16 protein-coding genes are annotated in these 19,927 nt (G+C 39.4%); 12 read left to right on the forward strand and 4 right to left on the reverse strand.

Annotated features, from left to right (window positions below; translation table 11 throughout):
- Window positions 1-74: 74 nt before the first annotated feature.
- The 3 genes from clpX to tig form a co-directional block, all read right to left on the reverse strand.
- Window positions 75-1,388, reverse strand: a complete 1,314-nt coding sequence (gene clpX, locus H7R46_RS16195) for an ATP-dependent Clp protease ATP-binding subunit ClpX (protein ID WP_002114726.1) — start codon at window positions 1,386-1,388, stop codon at window positions 75-77.
- A gap of 105 nt (window positions 1,389-1,493) precedes the next feature.
- Complete coding sequence (gene clpP / locus H7R46_RS16200) at window positions 1,494-2,099, reverse strand: ATP-dependent Clp endopeptidase proteolytic subunit ClpP (RefSeq protein WP_002114870.1); 606 nt, start codon at window positions 2,097-2,099, stop codon at window positions 1,494-1,496.
- Window positions 2,100-2,292: 193 nt separating this feature from the next.
- Window positions 2,293-3,627 (reverse strand): trigger factor, encoded by a 1,335-nt coding sequence (gene tig / locus H7R46_RS16205; RefSeq protein ID WP_005066125.1) that lies wholly within the window; start codon window positions 3,625-3,627, stop codon window positions 2,293-2,295.
- 415 nt (window positions 3,628-4,042) lie between these two features.
- On the opposite strand from tig, the gene H7R46_RS16210 reads away from it, so the two are divergent.
- From H7R46_RS16210 to rdgB, 7 genes are all read left to right on the forward strand, one after another.
- A complete protein-coding gene (locus H7R46_RS16210; protein ID WP_005066123.1) occupies window positions 4,043-6,331 on the forward strand; it encodes a TonB-dependent receptor in 2,289 nt (762 codons plus the stop codon).
- Between the two features lie 105 nt (window positions 6,332-6,436).
- Window positions 6,437-7,120, forward strand: a complete 684-nt coding sequence (locus tag H7R46_RS16215; protein WP_005066115.1) for a Fe2+-dependent dioxygenase — start codon at window positions 6,437-6,439, stop codon at window positions 7,118-7,120.
- 458 nt (window positions 7,121-7,578) lie between these two features.
- Window positions 7,579-9,276, forward strand: coding sequence for a 2-isopropylmalate synthase (gene leuA / locus H7R46_RS16220; RefSeq protein ID WP_005066113.1), 1,698 nt, complete (start codon window positions 7,579-7,581; stop codon window positions 9,274-9,276).
- A gap of 83 nt (window positions 9,277-9,359) precedes the next feature.
- Window positions 9,360-10,520 (forward strand): homoserine O-succinyltransferase MetX, encoded by a 1,161-nt coding sequence (gene metX / locus H7R46_RS16225; RefSeq protein ID WP_002114709.1) that lies wholly within the window; start codon window positions 9,360-9,362, stop codon window positions 10,518-10,520.
- Window positions 10,520-11,113, forward strand: a complete 594-nt coding sequence (gene metW / locus H7R46_RS16230; protein WP_001217230.1) for a methionine biosynthesis protein MetW — start codon at window positions 10,520-10,522, stop codon at window positions 11,111-11,113. The genes metX and metW overlap by 1 nt, the downstream gene beginning before the upstream one ends.
- The gene (locus H7R46_RS16235) at window positions 11,110-11,697 is read left to right on the forward strand and encodes a tetratricopeptide repeat protein (protein WP_005804213.1); all 588 of its coding nucleotides are present in this window, start codon (window positions 11,110-11,112) and stop codon (window positions 11,695-11,697) included. The genes metW and H7R46_RS16235 overlap by 4 nt, the downstream gene beginning before the upstream one ends.
- 174 nt (window positions 11,698-11,871) lie before the next feature.
- The gene (gene rdgB, locus H7R46_RS16240; protein ID WP_005066109.1) at window positions 11,872-12,498 is read left to right on the forward strand and encodes an RdgB/HAM1 family non-canonical purine NTP pyrophosphatase; all 627 of its coding nucleotides are present in this window, start codon (window positions 11,872-11,874) and stop codon (window positions 12,496-12,498) included.
- 192 nt (window positions 12,499-12,690) lie between these two features.
- On the opposite strand, the gene H7R46_RS16245 is transcribed toward rdgB, so the two are convergent.
- Complete coding sequence (locus H7R46_RS16245) at window positions 12,691-13,566, reverse strand: AEC family transporter (protein ID WP_005066107.1); 876 nt, start codon at window positions 13,564-13,566, stop codon at window positions 12,691-12,693.
- 252 nt (window positions 13,567-13,818) lie between these two features.
- On the opposite strand from H7R46_RS16245, the gene H7R46_RS16250 reads away from it, so the two are divergent.
- The 5 genes from H7R46_RS16250 to H7R46_RS16270 all read left to right on the forward strand — a co-directional run bounded on the left by H7R46_RS16250 (window position 13,819) and on the right by H7R46_RS16270 (window position 19,921).
- On the forward strand, window positions 13,819-14,037 hold the full coding sequence (locus tag H7R46_RS16250; protein ID WP_002114991.1) for a Sec-independent protein translocase subunit TatA: 219 nt from the start codon (window positions 13,819-13,821) through the stop codon (window positions 14,035-14,037).
- 12 nt (window positions 14,038-14,049) lie between these two features.
- Entirely contained in the window at window positions 14,050-14,487 is a 438-nt protein-coding gene (gene tatB / locus H7R46_RS16255) for a Sec-independent protein translocase protein TatB (protein WP_005066105.1), read from the forward strand.
- Window positions 14,484-15,254: a twin-arginine translocase subunit TatC gene (tatC, locus tag H7R46_RS16260; protein WP_002114673.1), complete on the forward strand. Its 771-nt coding sequence runs from the start codon at window positions 14,484-14,486 to the stop codon at window positions 15,252-15,254. The genes tatB and tatC overlap by 4 nt, the downstream gene beginning before the upstream one ends.
- A gap of 175 nt (window positions 15,255-15,429) precedes the next feature.
- On the forward strand, window positions 15,430-17,382 hold the full coding sequence (locus H7R46_RS16265) for a PhoX family protein (protein WP_005066103.1): 1,953 nt from the start codon (window positions 15,430-15,432) through the stop codon (window positions 17,380-17,382).
- 205 nt (window positions 17,383-17,587) lie between these two features.
- Window positions 17,588-19,921, forward strand: coding sequence for a PhoX family protein (locus H7R46_RS16270; protein ID WP_005066102.1), 2,334 nt, complete (start codon window positions 17,588-17,590; stop codon window positions 19,919-19,921).
- The last annotated feature ends 6 nt before the right edge of the window (window positions 19,922-19,927 follow it).

Here is a 19,927-nt window from a genome sequence, read left to right on the forward strand (position 1 = left end):
CACTACCCATATAAATTGAAAACAAAAAAAGCATGAATCACTGACGCGATTCATGCTTTTTAGATGAATGAAATCTATGCAGACTTCGAATCAATAACCTTTAAATCTGCCTTAGCAACACTTTCATGCGTTGCAGCTTCTTTAGGTTGGCGTTCAGCCTGATAAACAGGTTCTGCTTCACCATTAATAACTGCTTCATTAATAATGACTGTTCCAACATCTGTACGACTTGGTAAATCATACATAGTTTCAAGCAGTACGTTTTCCATAATAGAACGTAGACCACGCGCACCCGTATTACGTTCAAGCGCTTTTTTAGCAACAGCACGTAATGCAGAATCTTCAAAGATCAGATCAACATTTTCCATAGTGAAAAGATATTGATACTGGCGTGTTAATGCATTTTTTGGCTCAGTCAAAATTTGCATTAAAGCTTCTTCGTCTAGCTCTTCAAGTGTCGCAATCACTGGTAAACGACCAATGAATTCTGGAATTAAACCAAATTTCACTAAGTCAGTTGGCTCAACCTGACGGAACAATTCAGCAAGCTTTTTAGTTTCATCTTTGTTTTTAACATCAGCTGTAAAACCAATACCGCCTTTCTCTTGACGCTGTTGTACAATTTTTTCCAAACCAGAAAATGCACCACCACAAATAAATAAGATATTTGAGGTGTCAATTTGGATAAACTCTTGCTGTGGATGCTTACGACCACCTTGAGGCGGAATCGAAGCAACTGTACCTTCAATCATTTTTAATAATGCTTGTTGTACACCTTCACCAGACACATCACGCGTAATTGATGGATTTTCAGATTTACGAGTAATCTTATCAATCTCATCGATATAGATAATACCCTTCTGAGCTTTCTCTACATCGTAGTCTGCTTTTTGCAAAAGCTTTTGCACAATATTTTCAACATCTTCACCCACATAACCCGCTTCGGTTAATGTTGTTGCATCCGCCATTGCAAATGGAACATCTAAAAGGCGAGCTAATGTTTGCGCAAGTAAAGTTTTACCTGAACCAGTTGGTCCAATCAGTAGAATGTTACTTTTAGCAATTTCTACTTCTTTAGACACATGGCCATTATGACCAACTTTCAAGCGTTTATAATGGTTATAAACCGCAACAGATAATGTCTTTTTGGCAAGATCTTGACCAATAACGTATTGATCAAGCGCAGCACGTATTTCATGTGGTTTTGGCAATGCCTTACTCGCCCAGTCCCCTGCTTCAACCTGTTGGCTGGTTTGTACAAGGTCTAAGCAGACATCCACACACTCATTACAAATATATGCGTCCTCACCTGCAATCAGTTTCCCGACTTCAGACTGCGTTTTACCGCAAAATGAACAATGTTTTTGTCCTTGAGGATGTTCGGACATATTCACTCCACAAATAGAATCTTAAATATTAGGGCAAGATGCACTGCATAAATAACTAAATGGAGATCTTTTTCAACATCTCAAGTTATTTATATAAGAAGGTCCTTATGGACGCTTACTTAACACCTGATCAACCAGACCATATTCTTTAGCAGCTTGGGCTGTCATAAAGTTATCGCGGTCAGTATCACGAGCAACGGTTTCATAGTCTTGACCACTGTGCTCTGCCATTAAGCGGTTCAAGCGCTCTTTAATAAAGAGAATTTCACGCGCATGGATTTCAATATCCGATGCTTGACCACGGAAACCACCCAATGGTTGATGAATCATGACACGGGCATTTTCTAAACAATAGCGTTTGCCTTTAGCGCCCGCATTTAATAAAAATGCACCCATTGAAGCAGCTTGACCCATACAATATGTCACAACATCAGGCTTAATAAACTGCATCGTGTCATAAATGGCCATGCCCGCTGTCACAGATCCACCTGGAGAGTTGATATAAAGGTGGATATCTTTATCAGGATTTTCAGCTTCTAAAAACAACATTTGGGCAACAATCAAATTTGCCATATTGTCTTCAACTTCACCTGTCAGAAAAATGACGCGCTCACGTAAAAGTCGTGAATAAATATCAAAAGAACGTTCGCCGCGAGAAGATTGTTCAACCACAACAGGAACTAAAGCATTTTCAATTGTTGGAACATACATACGTTATTTATTCCTAAATTTTTTGTGACTTAACCTATGGCAACAATATGCGGGATAATTTCTCAAATTGCAAAAGGTTCGCACTGAAATATTATATTATTTATACCTAAGTACTTAATGCCGCACTCTAATTGACCACATAAAGAAAAACAAAAAAGGCGCCTCAGGCGCCTTTTTCTGACTTCTTAAAAGATTAGCCCATACGGCGAGCTTGTTGTTCTTTCAATAAGTCATCATAAGATACAGCTTTGTCAGTCACTTTAGCACCAGCTAAGATGTGATCAACAACTTGATCTTCTAATACAACTGCTTCGATTTGAGCACGTTGTTGAGCATCATTTTTGAAGTATTCGATCACTTCAGTTGGATCTTCGTAAGAAGAAGCCATGTCGTCAATGTAAGCATCAACGCGAGCTTGGTCAACTTCAAGTTTAGCATCAGCTAAAACTTTGCTTACCAATACGCCAAGCTTAACAGAACGCTCTGCTTGTTCTTTAAACAATTCGTCAGGAAGCATGCTCTTGTCAAAAGATTGCGCACCTGCACCACCAAATTGTTGAGTGAACTGTTGAACCATTTGTTGACGTTGACGGTCAATTTCTTGAGCAACCATAGCAGTTGGAACTTCAACTTCGTTCGCAGCAACAAGAGCATCAAAAGCAGCTTGTTTAACTTGGTTACGTAAACCATTGCGAACTTCACGTTCCATATTCTTACGAACGTCAGCTTTTAACTTCTCAACGCCTTCTTCTTCAGTTACACCGAAGATTTTTAAGAATTCAGCATCAATTTCTGGAAGTTTAGATTTTTCAACTTGCTTCACAGTGATTTTGAACTGAGCTGCTTTACCAGCCAAGTTTTCAGCTTGGTAATCTTCAGGGAAAGTAACGTCAATTACTTTCTCTTCACCAGCTTTCATGCCAATGATGCCATCTTCGAAGCCAGGGATCATACGACCTGAACCTAACACAAGTTTAAAGTCTTCAGCAGAACCGCCTTCAAACTTCTCACCATCAATAGTGCCTTCAAAGTCAAAAGTCACTTGCATGTCTTTTTTCGCCATACCCTTGGTTACAGCCCAAGTTTGACGTTGTTTTTGCAAGTTTTCGATCATAGCGTCAACGTCAGCATCTTTAATTTCAGCTGATTTACGTTCAACTTCTAAGTCGTCAAATGCTTTTACTTCAACTTCTGGATAAACTTCTACAGTTGCTTCAAAAACTAAAGCGTCTTCTTTATGTTCAACTTTCTCAATGTTCGGCATACCTACCGCATTGATTTTTTCTTGTTGAATTGCTTCAAAAACGCTATCACGAATGATGTCATTTACAACTTCTTGATAAATGCTTGCACCGTATTCGCGACGAACAACGTTTTCAGGTACTTTACCTGGACGGAAGCCGTTGATCTTCACAGTTTTGGCAGTGCGCTTCAAACGAGCTTCAAATTGCTCGTTAATACGGCTCGTCGGTACAGACACATTTAAACGACGGGCAACGCCCGAAACCGCTTCAGTCGTTACTTGCATGGCTTCCTCGATAAAAATTAGTTAGTAGGAACAGTTTTTAAAAAAGTGCTGTATTATATGACAACTTTCAAGATATACAAAATTAACCGATCACTTCATGTAAGTGAAGGACATTATTCTAGTAAATTTCACAGTAATTTTATGATTCTTTAAATATTTTTCATAAGTACTTAAGTAAAACTAATTTTTTAGTTATTCTTTATAAATCTAAATTTACAATCATTTTTCATAAATTTATCGCTTTTTAAAACAATTAAACACAAACAAATAATTAGCTATTTTTTAATACTAAAACCCATCCAACCTTTCACATTTCCTTCACAATTCTATCGACAAATCCAATTAACACAAACTGTACATATAAATAAGAATTATTATTATTCGCATAACCTTTATGATTTAAAGTCCTGAAATTATGTCTTTCATCAAAACCCGCAAGAAAATTGTATCGTCTGCAATTGCTTCTTCTCTCTCTGTGATAGCAACCGCTGCTATCGCACAAGAACAAGTTGAAGTATTAAAAACTATTAATGTGCATGCTGAAGCAAATCAAGCAGAATCATTGAAAATAGATCAGTCTGCGAACGCGAAATTTGTAGCTCCGCTAAAAGATACGCCAAAATCGGTGTCAATTCTTTCCCAAAAGCTACTTCAAGAAACGAATTCAAATACCCTACTCGAAGCTCTACGCAATGAACCAGGTATTACACTTGGTGCTGGTGAAGGCGGCGTTCCATATACAGATATTCCTTATATTCGTGGTTATAACGGCCAATCTTCTATTTATGTTGATGGTGTTCGTAATGCAACAGCTCAAACTCGTGACATATTTGCGATTGAACAAGTTGAAGTCATCAAGGGCTCAAGCTCTGCTTTAACTGGGGGAAGCGGGATTGGTGGCAGCATTAACCTTATTCCAAAAATTGCCCATGAAGGTAATGTTTATCAAGGATCTGTTGCGGGTGGTACAGACAACTACCGTCATATTCAGCTTGATGCCAACAAAGACTTTGGCAATGGTGTTGCTGGCCGTGTTGTTGTTATGGGCCATGAAAATGACAAACCTGGTCAAAGTAATGGAGCCGAATACGCTCGTGTTGGTATTGCACCGAGCCTAGCGCTCGGCTTAGGTTCTGCAAACCGAGCTACATTAAGCTATTACTTCTTAAAAAGTAATGATGAACCTGATTCAGGTATTCCATTCAATAACCCAAACCTTGTTAATAATGATGGTACACCGAAATCAAATGTTCCTGCTGGTGCAGAAAAAGGAGATGGTAAGCCTGTCGCTGTTAAGCAAGGAGCATATTTTGGTTGGAAAGCGCGTGATTTCGACAAACGCGAAAACCATATTGGCTCATTGAAGTTAGAACATGACTTTAATGATGATCTAACACTTAGTAACACAGCAAGCTATAGCCGCTCTAAAGCAGACTATATCTACACTAACCCAGATGACTCTAAGAGCAACATTTATAAAAATCAAGTTTGGCGCCGTGTTACACAATCTATTCGTGAAACAGAAGCGTTCACAGATCAACTATCTTTAGCCGGGAAACTTAAAACTGGTCAGCTTACACATAGTTTTAATGTAGGTGCTGAATATAGTCGTGAAGAGACTGAGCGTGGCTCATATAACATCATCTACCCTGGTTATAAGGGAACAACGACAACTGGCTTTGATAATACGTGTAAAAATAATGATGGGTGGTGTACCAGTTTAACAAATCCATCTGGGAATGCTCCATGGTTAGGTTCATTAACAACGAATCCAAAACAAAGAACATCAACCAATGAAACAGTATCTATTTATGCTTTAGATAGCATTGAATTCAATAAATACTGGTTGCTCAATTTAGGTGCGCGTTGGGATAAATTCGATTCAGAGTTAAAGTTCAATAAGGACTACGTAAGTGGCAGCACTACTACGCCTGCTGGAACTGTGTATACCAATGACTCTGATTTCTTCTCGTATCAAGCTGGCGTAGTATTCCGTCCAACTGAACATGGCAGTATTTATGCAAGCTATGCTACCGCTGCTAACCCAGTAGGTATGGATGCTGATATTGATGGCCTGTCTGCATCGAATCAGGCTTTAGATCCAGAAAAAGCTCGTACTTATGAAGTGGGAACAAAATGGAGCCTTTGGGAAAATCGCGCGAATGTTACAGCCGCAATTTTCCGTACCGAAAAGCAAAATACGCGTATTGCAGTTGATGCAAACACCACAACCAATGCTGGTGAAAGTAAAGTTGATGGTTTTGAGCTTGGTTTAACTGGTCATATTACCGATAAATGGGAAATGGCTGTAGGTTATAGCTATCTTGATAGTGAAGTTGAAAAAGCTGCCTACAATGCTGTTGCTCAAGAAGGCAAACCTCTACCATTCGTTGCAAAAAATAGTGCAAGCTTATGGACCACTTATAAAGTTCTACCAAAACTAACCGTAGGCGCAGGTGCACAATACCGTGACCAAGTGTATGCAAACACAAATCCAAATACCGCATTGACTTCAACCAAAATCTTACCTGCATTCACTATTTACAATGCAATGGTTCAGTATAAAGTTGATGAAAATGTAGATCTACAATTAAATGTTAATAATATTTCTGACAAACGTTACTTTACTAGTGCCCATGCAGCTCATTATGCAAATGAGGGTGAAGGTCGTAACGCAGTGTTAGCAATTAACTTTAAATATTAATCCTAAATCCCATAATATTTTTATGGATTTCATTTAGTTTTCTATAAAATAGCCTCATCATGAGGCTATTTTTACAAATAGAATATATCTTAAAAGGTGTTTGCCGTGATTCATCATATCCCCAGTGTTTTAAGCAAAGAGCAAGTTGCCGAGTTTCGTAAGCTCATGGAGGACGCCAATTGGGTAGGTGGGAAAGTGACTGCCGGCACCTTGTCTGCTTCAGTGAAAAGAAATCAGCAACTCTCAGAAGAGGACCCACTTACTCATCATTTAAGTGAACTCGTCATCAAAGCAATTTGGCAAAATCCAGTGTTTCAGGCCGCAGCCCTACCCCACAAAATTATTCCACCGCTTTTTAATCGTTATGATGAACATGAAAGCTTTGGTTTCCATGTAGATAACTCGATTCGCCTTATCCGTGGAACTTCTGAACAGCTACGCACTGATTTATCTTGTACATTATTTTTAAGTGAACCAGATGAATATGAAGGTGGTGACCTAGTGATTGAAGACACTTATGGTTATCACGAAGTCAAATTACCGGCAGGTGATGTGGTGCTCTACCCTTCTACTAGCCTACATGAAGTCAGCAGTATTACCTCTGGTACTCGTTTTGCTTCTTTTTTCTGGGTACAAAGTCTGGTTCGAGACGATAGTAAACGCCATCTCTTATTTAATCTTGATGAGAGCATTCGAGAACTACGCAAATCACACGGCGATAACTACCCAGAAGTCATGAAACTCACCAACATTTATCATAATTTAATTCGTATGTGGTCAGAACTGTAACTATATTTATTTTTGCCTTTTTAATTCTTAACAAACTTTTTTTCCTTAAAAAGGCAAGAATATGAAAATAATTTTCCATAAAAAATAAAATAGCGCAAAATTAGAAAATTATTTTCTAAACTATTTAACTAAAATTATGATAAGAATTTTGCACAAGGTGTAATCATTGTTTAGATGTGATATATCTAAATAACAAGATTACCTGCAAACCACCAAACTTATTATTTCACGGTCTAGAGATGAAAACGAATTACTTGTTTGCCCCGCCTACTCAAGCAAGACATCATCTGCAACTCCTGATGCTGCGCCAAGCGCGCGTATAAAAATTTTGTCTGCTTTTTAAAGCAGCACTTCAAAATTACCTTTAATTTTTCTGAATTAGATACCATATATTAAGTAGAGACGTTGCCTTTTAAATATATCCAGAGCAACCGCGCTACGAGACAAGGAGTTTTCTCATGATGTTGGCTGACCCTAGCAAAAAATACCGCCGTATGTACCAACGTGTGGATTTACCAGATCGCCAATGGCCAAATAACGAAATTACAAAAGCGCCAATCTGGATGAGTACCGATTTACGTGACGGTAACCAAGCAATTTTTGAACCGATGAACATGGAACAAAAATTCAAAATGTTCAAAATGCTTGTGAAAATCGGTTTTAAACATATTGAAATCGGTTTCCCTTCTGCGTCTCAAATTGACTTCGATTTTACTCGTATGTTGATCGAAGAAAATCATATTCCTGATGACGTATACATTGAAGTTTTGGTTCAAGCACGTGACCATTTAATTGAACGTACTTTTGAATCTTTGGCAGGCGCTAAACGAGCGATTGTACATATTTATAACTCGAACTCTCCAACCTTCCGTCAAAAGGTGTTGAATGTAGATGTTGATGGCGCAAAACAATTAGCAATTAATGCTGCTCAAAAAGTTAAAGAGTATGCGGCTCAATATCCTCAAACTGACTGGATTTTCCAATACAGTCCAGAATGTTTCTCTGCAACTGAATTAGAAGTCGCTAAAGATGTCTGTGATGCCGTCACAGAAATCTGGGATGCACGTCCAGATCATAAAGTGATTTTAAACTTGCCAGCGACTGTAGAAGTTTCTACACCAAATGTTTATGCAGACCAAATTGAATGGATGCATCGTAATTTGGCGCGTCGTGATGGCGTAATCATTTCTGTTCACTGCCACAATGACCGCGGCTGTGGTATTGCTGCATCAGAACTTGCCATTATGGCGGGTGCTGACCGTGTTGAAGGCTGTGTGTTCGGTAATGGTGAACGTACAGGTAACGTTGACGTTGCAGCAATTGCATTAAACATGTATACCCAAGGCGTAGCGCCTGAGTTAGATTTTTCTAATATTAATGAAGTGATTGCAACGGTTGAAGAATGTACTGGCTTGCCTGTACACCCTCGTCATCCATATGCAGGCGACTTGGTATTTACTGCATTCTCTGGCTCACATCAGGATGCGATCAAAAAAGGCTTCGAATACCAGAAAAACGAAGAAATCTGGGATATGCCTTACTTACCAATCGACCCGAAAGATTTGGGCCGTGACTACGATGCTGTAATTCGTGTAAATAGTCAGTCTGGTAAAGGTGGTATCGCTTATTTATTAGAATCAAACTATAACGTTGTATTGCCGCGTCGCTTACAAATCGAATTCAGCCAAGTTGTTCAACAATATGCTGATGAGAACGGTACAGAAATTAACGCTAAAGAAATCTGGACCTTATTTAAAGATGCGTATGTTGATGTGAAGAATCATCATTACACAGTCAAACACTACAAGTTATCTGATATTAACGGCACTCAAATTATCGAACTTGATATTGATGTCGAAGGTGAAACACAACAGCTTCGTGGTGAAGGTAATGGACCAATTTCTGCATTCTTAAATGCACTTCAATTACCAATTGACGTATTGAACTATGAAGAACGTAGTATTAGTTCAGGTGCAAATGCGAAAGCCTTAACCTTAATTGAACTTCAAGTAAAAGGTACTGGTAAAGGTTCGTTTGGTGCTGGTGTTCATGACAATACAGTCACCTCGTCCATTGAAGCAATTATTGCGTGTACCAACCGTTTGATTGATCAAGGTGTTTTAAGTACAGATCAGGTTGTTGCCGCCGCTGTTTAATTAAAAAAAAGACTTTGGAAAGGATACCTAGCTTGGTATCCTTTCTTTTTATTCCTGAAAGATTTAAAAGGCGAAATGTTCCCGTGTCTTTTCCAGCTGATTCAGTGGGGTTAGTCACTCCGCAAAAGTTCCAATTTGAAGAACCATTACACCTTGAATGTGATCGTGTTTTGCCACGTTTTGAACTAATGGTCGAAACTTACGGCACTTTAAATGCTGATAAATCAAATGCAATTTTAATCTGTCATGCTCTTTCCGGACATCATCATGCAGCGGGTTATCACCACGAAGATGATAAAAAAGCTGGATGGTGGGATAGTTGTATTGGCCCGGGTAAGGCAATCGATACAAATAAGTTTTTTGTAGTTTCGCTCAATAATATTGGTGGCTGTAATGGCTCAACTGGCCCGACCTCACCAAATCCTGAAAATGACAATCGCCCTTATGGACCTGATTTTCCATTAGTAACAGTACGCGACTGGGTTAAAACTCAGGCCATGCTTTCTGACCGTTTGGGTGTAGATGTCTGGTATGCAGTGGTTGGTGGATCATTAGGAGGCATGCAAGCACTACAATGGTCCGTAGACTACCCTGACCGCCTACAAAAATGTGTGATTATTGCCAGTGCACCAAAGCTTTCAGCACAAAATATTGCATTTAACGAAGTGGCACGTCAGTCAATTCTGTCTGATCCAGACTTCCATCATGGTCGTTACTTAGAAAATGATAGTTACCCGAAACGCGGACTAATTTTGGCTCGCATGGTCGGTCATATCACCTATCTTTCAGAAGAAGCCATGAAACAAAAATTTGGCCGTGATTTAAAATCTGGCAAATTTATGTACGGTTTTGATGTCGAGTTTCAGGTCGAAAGCTATCTACGTTATCAAGGTGAACAGTTCAGCCGTAACTTTGATGCCAATACCTATCTCATCATGACTAAAGCTTTAGATTATTTTGACCCATCTCGTGAGTACGGTCATTCTTTAACTGAAGCGATGGGCAAAACTAAATGCCAGTTCTTGATTGTCTCGTTCACAACTGACTGGCGTTTTGCACCAAGCCGCTCACAAGAAATTGTAGATGCACTTATTACCAATCATAAGCCAGTAAGTTATCTCGACATTGATGCTGAACAAGGTCATGACTCGTTCTTATTCCCGATTCCACTGTATGTCAAAACCATGCGCGCTTTCTTAGGCGGTGAAGAACACTTAAAATCGACATCACTGGAGGCAAGCTAATGCGTATTGATCAACAACTGGCAGAAAAGTGGATTAAACCCGGCTCAAGCGTACTCGATTTAGGGTGTGGTGACGGTGAATTACTCGCTCATATGAGCCAAAAGCATCAAATTCGTGCTTATGGTTTAGAAATTGATCAAGAAAAGATTGCAATTGCCGTCAGTCGCGGGTTAAATATTATTCAACAAGATTTGAATCTCGGCTTAAGCCGCTTTGCAGACCAGTCCTTTGACTATGTGGTTATGGCACAAGCTTTGCAAGCCGTAGATGCACCCGATGTTTTATTAAGAGACATGGTGCGTGTGGGTAAACAGGCAATTATTACTTTTCCAAACTTTGCGCATTGGAAGACTCGCTCTTTTCTTGCCTTAAAAGGAATGATGCCTGTATCGGATGCTCTACCATATATGTGGTATAACACCCCCAACATTCATTTATGTACATTTAAAGATTTCGAAGCACTATGTGCTGAAAATCAGATACAAATTATTAATCGACTCGCCGTCAATGGAAATCAGCAGGGAAGCCTGTTAAGCAAACATGTTCCGAATTTGTTTGGTGAAGTCGCTATTTATCGAGTGAGTGCACTATGAAAAAGACATTATTTAGCACACTATTTGCAGGACTGCTAAGTATGCAGGCTCATGCAGATTATATCGCCCAGCCACAATCGGTTGCGAGTCAGGCTGCACGTTTTTCAACAATGGGGATTAACGATCTTCAGAAAGCAGCAAAAGCTGGTCAAGCAGGCGCACAGTTTTATCTTGGTACCCATTATCAATATGGTAAAGATGTAGCAAAAGATGACAAACAGGCTTTCGCATGGTTTAAGGCAGCAGCGGATCAAGGTTTATCGCCAGCACAATTAAACGTAGGCCGCATGTATGCCGACGGTATTGGTGTTAAAAAAGATGAGTCTATGGCTCGTAAATACTTTGAAAAAGCAGCAAGCAATGGTGATAACCGTGCAAGCTATAACCTTGCGATGATGGAAGAGCAAAAGAAAAACTACGTTGGTGCTTACCAGTGGTATGAGCTTTCAACTCGTGATGGCATGCTCGACAATAAAGTGATTAGCCTATCTGAAGGTAAGAAAACTGCTCTAGCAGCGAACTTAACTCAAGAACAAATCCGTACAGCACGTGACCGTGCGGACAAATGGATTCAAGCACAATAATAACGGTTCATCCGTAAAAAACCTTACTCGACTAAAGCCACCTTGTATGCTCTACAAGGTGGCTTTAGTTTAGGTTACCCCATTTTATATTCTATTTGTTTTCCTCTATATCCCCTTCCAAAAAACACGTAACATAACTGCTGTTCGATATTAGCTATAAAGTTTGGTTTTATTATGTCTACCCCACATTGGTTTGATCAGGGCAGTTTAGTTCTTGCCAGCAATAACAAAGGTAAAGTCGCAGAGTTTGAAAAACTTTTTGAACAGCTGAAGTTACCAGTAGAAATTATTCCTCAAGGTCGCCTTAATATTCCTGATGCAATTGAAGATGGTTTAAGCTTTATTGAAAATGCGATTATTAAAGCTCGTCATGCCTCTAAAATTTCAGGTAAACCTGCTATGGCTGACGACTCTGGTATTTGTGTACCAGTCTTAGGCGGCGCACCTGGCATTTATTCAGCACGCTATGCTGGAGAACATGGTGACGATGCAGCGAATAATGCAAAATTATTAAATGACCTTTTGCCCTACCGTAAAAATGGTGAAGTGATTGAAGGTATGTTTGTATGTGTACTTGCTTTAGTGACGCATGCTGAAGATCCTTTACCACAAATTTTCCAAAGCATCTGGCACGGTGAAATTTTAGAAGCTGCACGTGGCGAAAATGGCTTTGGTTATGACCCATTGTTCTGGTTGCCTGAGCTACAAGTGTCTAGCGCTGAATTGTCTAAAGAAGACAAGAATAAGATTAGTCATCGTGGGCAAGCGATGCAGTTATTTAAAGAGAGCTTGCAGAAGTAAGTTGATCACATGGCCACAATATGCAGCGTTAGAATATATTAAACTTTGTATAGGCAGACCTTACTTTTCAAAGATGAAAAGTAAGCAAAAATCTTTTGTTAGACTGATGGTACGTTCATGTGCCACAGTCTAACTGGCGGCATCCATGCCGCCTTCGCACAAGCAAGTGTAGGGTTAGAATTAAATAATTAATTAGACGAACATGTGTAAAAACACTGCATAAATCGCAATACACACACAACTCACAATCGTGCCTGAGGCGATATAAGCCGCAGATCTACCAGTTCCTTGATAATGTGTTTCTAGCGCTACAATATTCGCTGCTGGTGGCAGACAGAACATTAAAAACATCACTCCAATTTGCTGAGAAATATTTGGAATGGGTAAAAACCTATAAGTTAAGCCACAGAGAATAAATCCGCACACTACTTTAAATGCTTGAGCTTTAGTACTGTAAATTAAATCTTTCAAATGCACTCGAGTACGGCGTAGCCACATTCCCAGCACACACATACCAGCAAAAGTCATGACAAACTTAGCAACTTCATATACCCAATGTATAGCAGGATGCTCGATATGTTGAGCACCTAACGACCTAAGTAAAAGTGCACAGAATATTGAAATACACGGTGGAGAGGTTAAAACCTTTTTTAATATGTTGAGCTTACTTTGTGGTGCAGTGGTGACTGCCGTAACAGCCCATGCATTTCCAAAAAGAGACATACCAATATATAAAGCCACAATAGGGGCCGTAGCATCAGGACCAAATAAAGCCATGGCAAAGGGAAAGCCAAGCCACCCCATGTTGGTATAACTCACGCATAGCGCTAATAATCTATCTTTAAATAGAGCTAAATAGGCAAAGAAAATAAGAAATGCTGAACCGAAGCTAAACAGCATCAAACTCAAACTACCTGGCTGATAAAATACCATGTTGTAAATAATCACAATTGGAATTAGTAAGCGGGCAAGCCAAGCTGAAAGAATAGGTTTTATGGTTTCTGCAATGGAAGTCTGAGCAAGTAGAAGTCCTGTGATAAATGCCAATATAGGCAGTAGTAGCGCCACGCTCTCTCCTCTTGCTCATCAAAACCAGCTTGCTATGCTACACCTTTTCAAAATGAAATGTACTCTCCATTTCAAGTAATTTAAGTGACTCTTTTCAAACTATATATAAATAAAAAAAGAAGATATTCAGTTTATAAAATGAACTTTTTAGGTTTTGACAGCCATTCATTGTCTTAAAAATGACATATAAATGTCACATTCCTGTCATGGCAACCTGTTGATATAAAGCAAACTGAAAAGAGGTATAAGATCATGGCCGGTTTATCTATTTGGCATGTCGTTATTTTTGCAATTGTCGTTATTTTATTATTCGGAACGTCTAAATTAAAAAATATTGGTAAAGACGTAGGCGGTGCAGTAAAAGACTTTAAAAAATCAGTTCGTGAAGAAGATGAGACTACTGCTCTTAATACTCCACGTACAATTGATGCCCAAGTCAAAACACCTGACAGCACATCAGTAAAAAGCTAAAGGTTTTCGACCATGCTTGATGTAGGAATGACAGAGCTACTCTGTTTTGCAATTATTGCAATTTTAGTTTTAGGCCCGGATAAACTTCCAGAAGCTGCACGCTTTGCTGGTCGTTGGTATGTTCGCCTAAAACGTTATATTACCAATTTGCAAAATGAGATTGATCAAGAGTTGCGTCTTTCTGAGTTTCGAAAAGAAATGCAAGAAGAACTCAACCGCATTGAAGCACTAGAACGTAAAGTACAACAACAGCTTGAAGAAATTCAAAAGCAGAATATTTCTGAAAATATAAATAAGGCTGAGGCAACCAAATCAGTGCCCCAACCTATTCGGATATGTCTTCCTATATCAGGCCATTATAAAGTCCCATACATTAGAAAATTTATGCCTTTAGCATCATCCACTGATATTTCAGAGACATCACCTGTTAAATTGAAGATTGCCGTATGAACCAACTGCCTTCAACCACTGTAAATAATCAGGAAAATTTAGACCAAATGCCAATCATGAGCCATTTGGTCGTTTTACGACGTCATTTATTTAGGATTGTCGGAGTAACCTTATTTTTATTTTTTTGCTTATTACCTTTTAGAAATAATACTTACCAATTACTATCTGAACCTTTGAGGCTGCAACTTCCAACCTCCTCGTCAATGATTGCAACAGATGTCACTGCAACCTTTATGGCGCCTTTTAAACTCAATTTATTTGTCGCACTTGTGCTGGCAATGCCATTTATTCTTTATGAAATCTGGTCATTTGTTCGTCCAGCACTCTATCAAAAAGAACGTCATTTAGCACTACCATTACTCATCGGTAGTATTGTCTTGTTTTATGCGGGTGTTGCTTTTGCATACTACATTACTCTTCCGGCAATTTTACATTTCTTTATCAGTGTATCGCCTGAAACTGTTGCACCGATGACGGATATTAATAGCTACCTAAGCTTCTGCTTAAAGTTATTTTTAGTATTTGGACTGACTTTTGAAATTCCAATCGCGACGCTCCTCCTTATTTTAATCGGTGTGGTAAATACAAAAAGCCTTGCTGAAAAGCGACGTTTTATCATTGTTGGATGCTTTTTTGTAGCTATGTTTATTACACCGCCAGATGCAATTTCAATGGTGATGTTAGCAATTCCAATGTGGTTGCTTTTTGAGCTCGGCCTGCTCTTTGGTAAAATTCTTGAGAAAAGAAAAAACCACTCTGCTGAATAAAATGATTTCTAAGAAAAAGCCTGAGCCTACAAGTTCAGGCTTTTTTATGTAGAGCACTTTTTAATCTACAAAGCAATAAACTGTCTTCAAAGTGACTTAAAAATGTAAGAAAAGTGTCATTTTCAGTCCATAGAATCAACTCAACAAATATACCCACAAAATTTACGGATTTCTTATGACAACTGCTTCTACTCAACCAACGCGTCGCGAAATTTTAAAATGGTTTTCGGGGATTCCTTTTCTACCATTAGGAGCGATGGCTACGGCAGCAACATTAGCAGGTTGTAATGATAGTGATGACAGCTCAGTAGTCACTCCAACACCACAACCAAGCAAATTTAAAAATGCAAAATTCACAGCAATGCCAGCGCCAACAACTGCAGCTGATCGTGCAACAACTGTAGTGAATTCTAAATTAAAAATTGATTGGGAAAATTCAACCAGTACTGAATACCAACTCGCTTATAAACCTTTCTTTAAAACTGGTGATAGCGTACCAAAACTTGGTGGTGGAACGATTATCGCGGGTGGTTATTTTGATGTTAACGGCAATCCAATTATGGATAAGTCAGTTGCTGGTAAAGAGCGTCAGTTCTTTTCAGACTGTCCAGATGGTTCATCTCTAATTCAATTAGAAGGTGCGAAAGTTGAAGGCGTAGCAAACCCAGTGTTCCATGTCGTTCAATTTGAATACAACTCTAAAGACCAAGCAGGTGGTGATACTTACGGTCAATTACCTTCACCAATCGCAATTTTAACTTTAGATCAAGACCAAAAAACAGGTCACCTAGAACTTAAAAAATACTTCAATGTTGATACTGCTCCAGTACACGGTTTATGGATTACTTGCGGTGCTAGCTTATCACCTTGGAACACTCACTTATCAAGTGAAGAATACGAGCCAGATGCATTCAATCAAGGTATTGGCGGTACAGATCCAAAATATCTTGGTAAATACTTCTTTGGTGATGAAACCAAAGCAAACCCATATAACTACGGTCATTTGCCAGAAGTAACGGTTAACCCTGATGGTACAGGTAGCATTAAAAAGCACTATTGTTTGGGTCGTATTTCTCACGAACTTATCCATGTTATGCCAGACAACCGTACAGCACTTATGGGAGATGACTACACCAATGGTGGTTTCTTCATGTTCGTTGCAGATAAAGAAAAAGATTTATCTGCAGGTACATTGTATGTTGCTAAATACATCAATACGCTAACTGAAACCTCAACTGCTAGCATTCAATGGATCAAACTTGGCCATGCGACAAGTAAAGAAATTGAGGATTTAGTTGCTGGTGGGATTAAGTCAACTGACATCATGGAAAGTTTAACAACCAATCCAAATGATGCGAGCTATACTGAAATCACTTTGGCAAAGAAACAGCTTTGGGTCAAACTTAAACCAGGCATGGAAAAAGCAGCAGCTTTCTTGGAAACACATCGTTATGCAGCACTAAAAGGTGCAAGTATGGCGTTCACCAAGATGGAAGGTACTAACGTAAATATTAAAGATAAAGTTGCTTACTCTGCTTTAGCTAATATTCAAGATTCAATGGTCATTGGCGGTAAAGGTTATGTCGCTGGACATAATGTCGCGTTCTCTAAAAAGATTACTGCTGGTGGCGTGCTTGCACACAAGTTAGGTAATAGCTTTACAGACAACGAAGGTAGCGCAATCAATAGCGAGTGGGTTCCTCTTTACTCATATATGCTACTCATGGGTGAAGATCTTGCTGCGAAAGATAGTTTAGGTAATACAGCGAATCCAGACAAAATTGCTAGCCCAGACAATCTGAAGTTCTCTGAAACTTTACGCACATTATTCATTGGTGAAGACTCAGGTAACCACGTGAACAACTTCTTGTGGGCATACAATGTAGATACCAAAGAGTTAACACGTTTACTTTCTACACCTGCAGGTGCAGAGTCAACAGGTTTACATGCGGTAGATTCAATCAACGGTTGGACTTACATCATGAGCAACTTCCAACATCCAGGCGATAGTAGTAGTGTACCTGAGGATGTTAAGGCATTAATTAACCAAAATTACAACAATGGTTATAGTGCTAACGTCGGCTATATTACAGCAGACCCAATTGCCCCTTCAGTCACAACTAAATAATTTTTCATAACCTCTCTAAATATTAAAGCTGGCTAAGGTCAGCTTTAATATTTTTACATTCAACTTTTACTTTTTATGAAAATTAAATGAAAAATTACAGAACTTTTCATTAACTTATCATCAAAACGTCAACACCTCGTCACATTCACAAACTAAGCTCATGAAGAATTTTAGAACAATCTCTTTATTTACTTAGGAATTCCCCATGACAGAGCTGTCGCCATATCATGAAGACCAAGAACTGGACAATAATACTTCTGACAACATCCACTTTCGTGACATTTTAGAACAACACATCAGTCGCCGTAGTTTAATTACTAAAGCAGCAAGTGGTGCTGTAGCATTAACTTTAGCCTCTACATTAACAGGCTGTAATGATAGCGATGATGATTCAGGTTCTAACAACGGTGGAACCACACCTGTAGATCCAAATAAAAAACCAGAAAAATTAACTTTTACCGCAGTTGCGAAAAACCATAATGATCTTGTGACTGTACCTGAAGGTTATGAAGCGAATGTCATTTTTGCTTTGGGTGATTCAATCAACCCTGCTTTTGGCGACTGGGACGATAATAATATTCCATCTGGCCCAAGCTTCCAGTTCCGTTCAGGTGACTGTCATGATGGTATGCATTATTTTGGTTTAAATACTTCAACAAACCGCTTTGACGAGAGTGCTTCAGCGCAAGGTTTGTTGGTCATGAATCACGAATATATCAATCAAACTTTCCTTCACCCAAAAGGCCCAACTAAGGTTGACGGTCGCCGTCCTGAAGATGAGGTCATTCGTGAAACAAATGCACATGGCGTATCTATTGTTCACATTAAAAAAGATGCTGCAACTCAAAAAGTAACAATTGATAAAAGTTCTGCTTTTAACCGTCGTATTACAGCATCAACAGAGATGGATTTTAAAGGTGCAGCAGCTGGTTCTGGCTTGCTCGCAACTCGCTTCTCCCCTACTGCAAGTAAAACTCGCGGTACTCATAATAACTGCGGTAATGGTTATACACCTTGGGGCACATACTTAACCACTGAAGAAAACTTTATTGGTTATTTCCAACGTTCAGGTAGCGATGAATATGCACGTACAGATGCAGAAAAAATTGCATTAAAGCGTTATGGGTTAGGTGTTAAAAAAGATGAGCTCTATCGTTATGAGAAAGATGAGAAAGGTGCCCCTAAAAAAGATACCGAGGGCAAAATCATTTATGAAAAAGATAAAAATGGTGAGTTAATCCCTAACGTTGATGAACAAGGACGACAAATTTATTTAGGTGCAAGTTCTCGTTACGGCTGGGAAACAGCAATTGGTCAAGTAGAGTCACAAGACTTATATGACCGCTGGAATGCCGACGTAAAAGCTGCACAAGCTACCCAAGACTACCGCAACGGTCCAAATACATTCGGATGGATGGTCGAGATTGATCCATTTGATAGACGTCAAAACCCAGTTAAACGTACTTCACTTGGTCGTTTTGCACATGAAGACAGTGCTTGCCGTGCCGTTGTAGGTCAACCATTAGCATTTTATATGGGCGATGATTCTCGCGGTGAGTACATCTATAAATTCGTCTCTACCGCAGTGTGGGATGCTAAAGATATAAATGGCGGTTATGCAGTTGGCGACAAATACATGAACGCAGGTAAATTGTATGTTGCCAAGTTTAATAACGATGGTTCAGGTCAATGGATTGAACTTGCTTATAGCAAAAATGGCTTAAATGAAAGCAACACGACCTACCCATTTAAATCTCAAGCTGACGTTGTCACATTTGCACGTTTAGCCGCCGATGCAGTCGGTGCTACAAAAATGGACCGCCCAGAATGGTGTACGGTCAACCCAGTAAACGGCGAGGTCTATGTCACCCTAACCAATAACTCAAATCGTGGTAAAGATTACGCGACCGATGCTGCAAACCCACGTAACTACACAGACCTCTACAACGGCACTAAAGAGCAAAAGGGTAACGTGAACGGTCATATTATCCGTTTTAAAGAAACTGATGACAAAACGACTGCTGAAACCTTCAAATGGGATATTTACCTATTTGGTGCAGAAGCATCTATGGCTTCAAACATCAACCTATCTGGTTTAACAGACAACAATGATTTGTCATCTCCAGATGGTATGTGGTTCGACCCACGTGGCGTACTTTGGATTCAAACAGATGATGGCGCATATACTGATGTCACTAACTGTATGATGCTTGCTGCGCTACCAGGCCAGATTGGAGATGGTGCTCCTGCAACTACCTCAAATGGTCAGCAAACTTTAGTCGGTGCTAAAGTTACAGACTCAACTTTGCGCCGTTTCTTGGTGGGACCTAAGCAATGTGAGATTACAGGTATTGCGATGACACCTGACTACAAAGCAATTTTCATTAATGTTCAACACCCTGGCGAAGATTCTGCAAGTTACTCGACACCAGAAAGTAACTGGCCAGCAACCCAGAAAGATCCAAGCAACAAAACTGCGCGTCCACGCTCAGCAACTGTTGTGATTACCCGTAAAGATGGCGGTGTGATCGTGGGTTAATTCTTA

The sequence above is a fragment of the Acinetobacter sp. BEC1-S18-ESBL-01 genome, assembly GCF_014169935.1.
In the GTDB taxonomy this organism is placed as follows: Bacteria; Pseudomonadota; Gammaproteobacteria; order Pseudomonadales; family Moraxellaceae; genus Acinetobacter; species Acinetobacter pittii.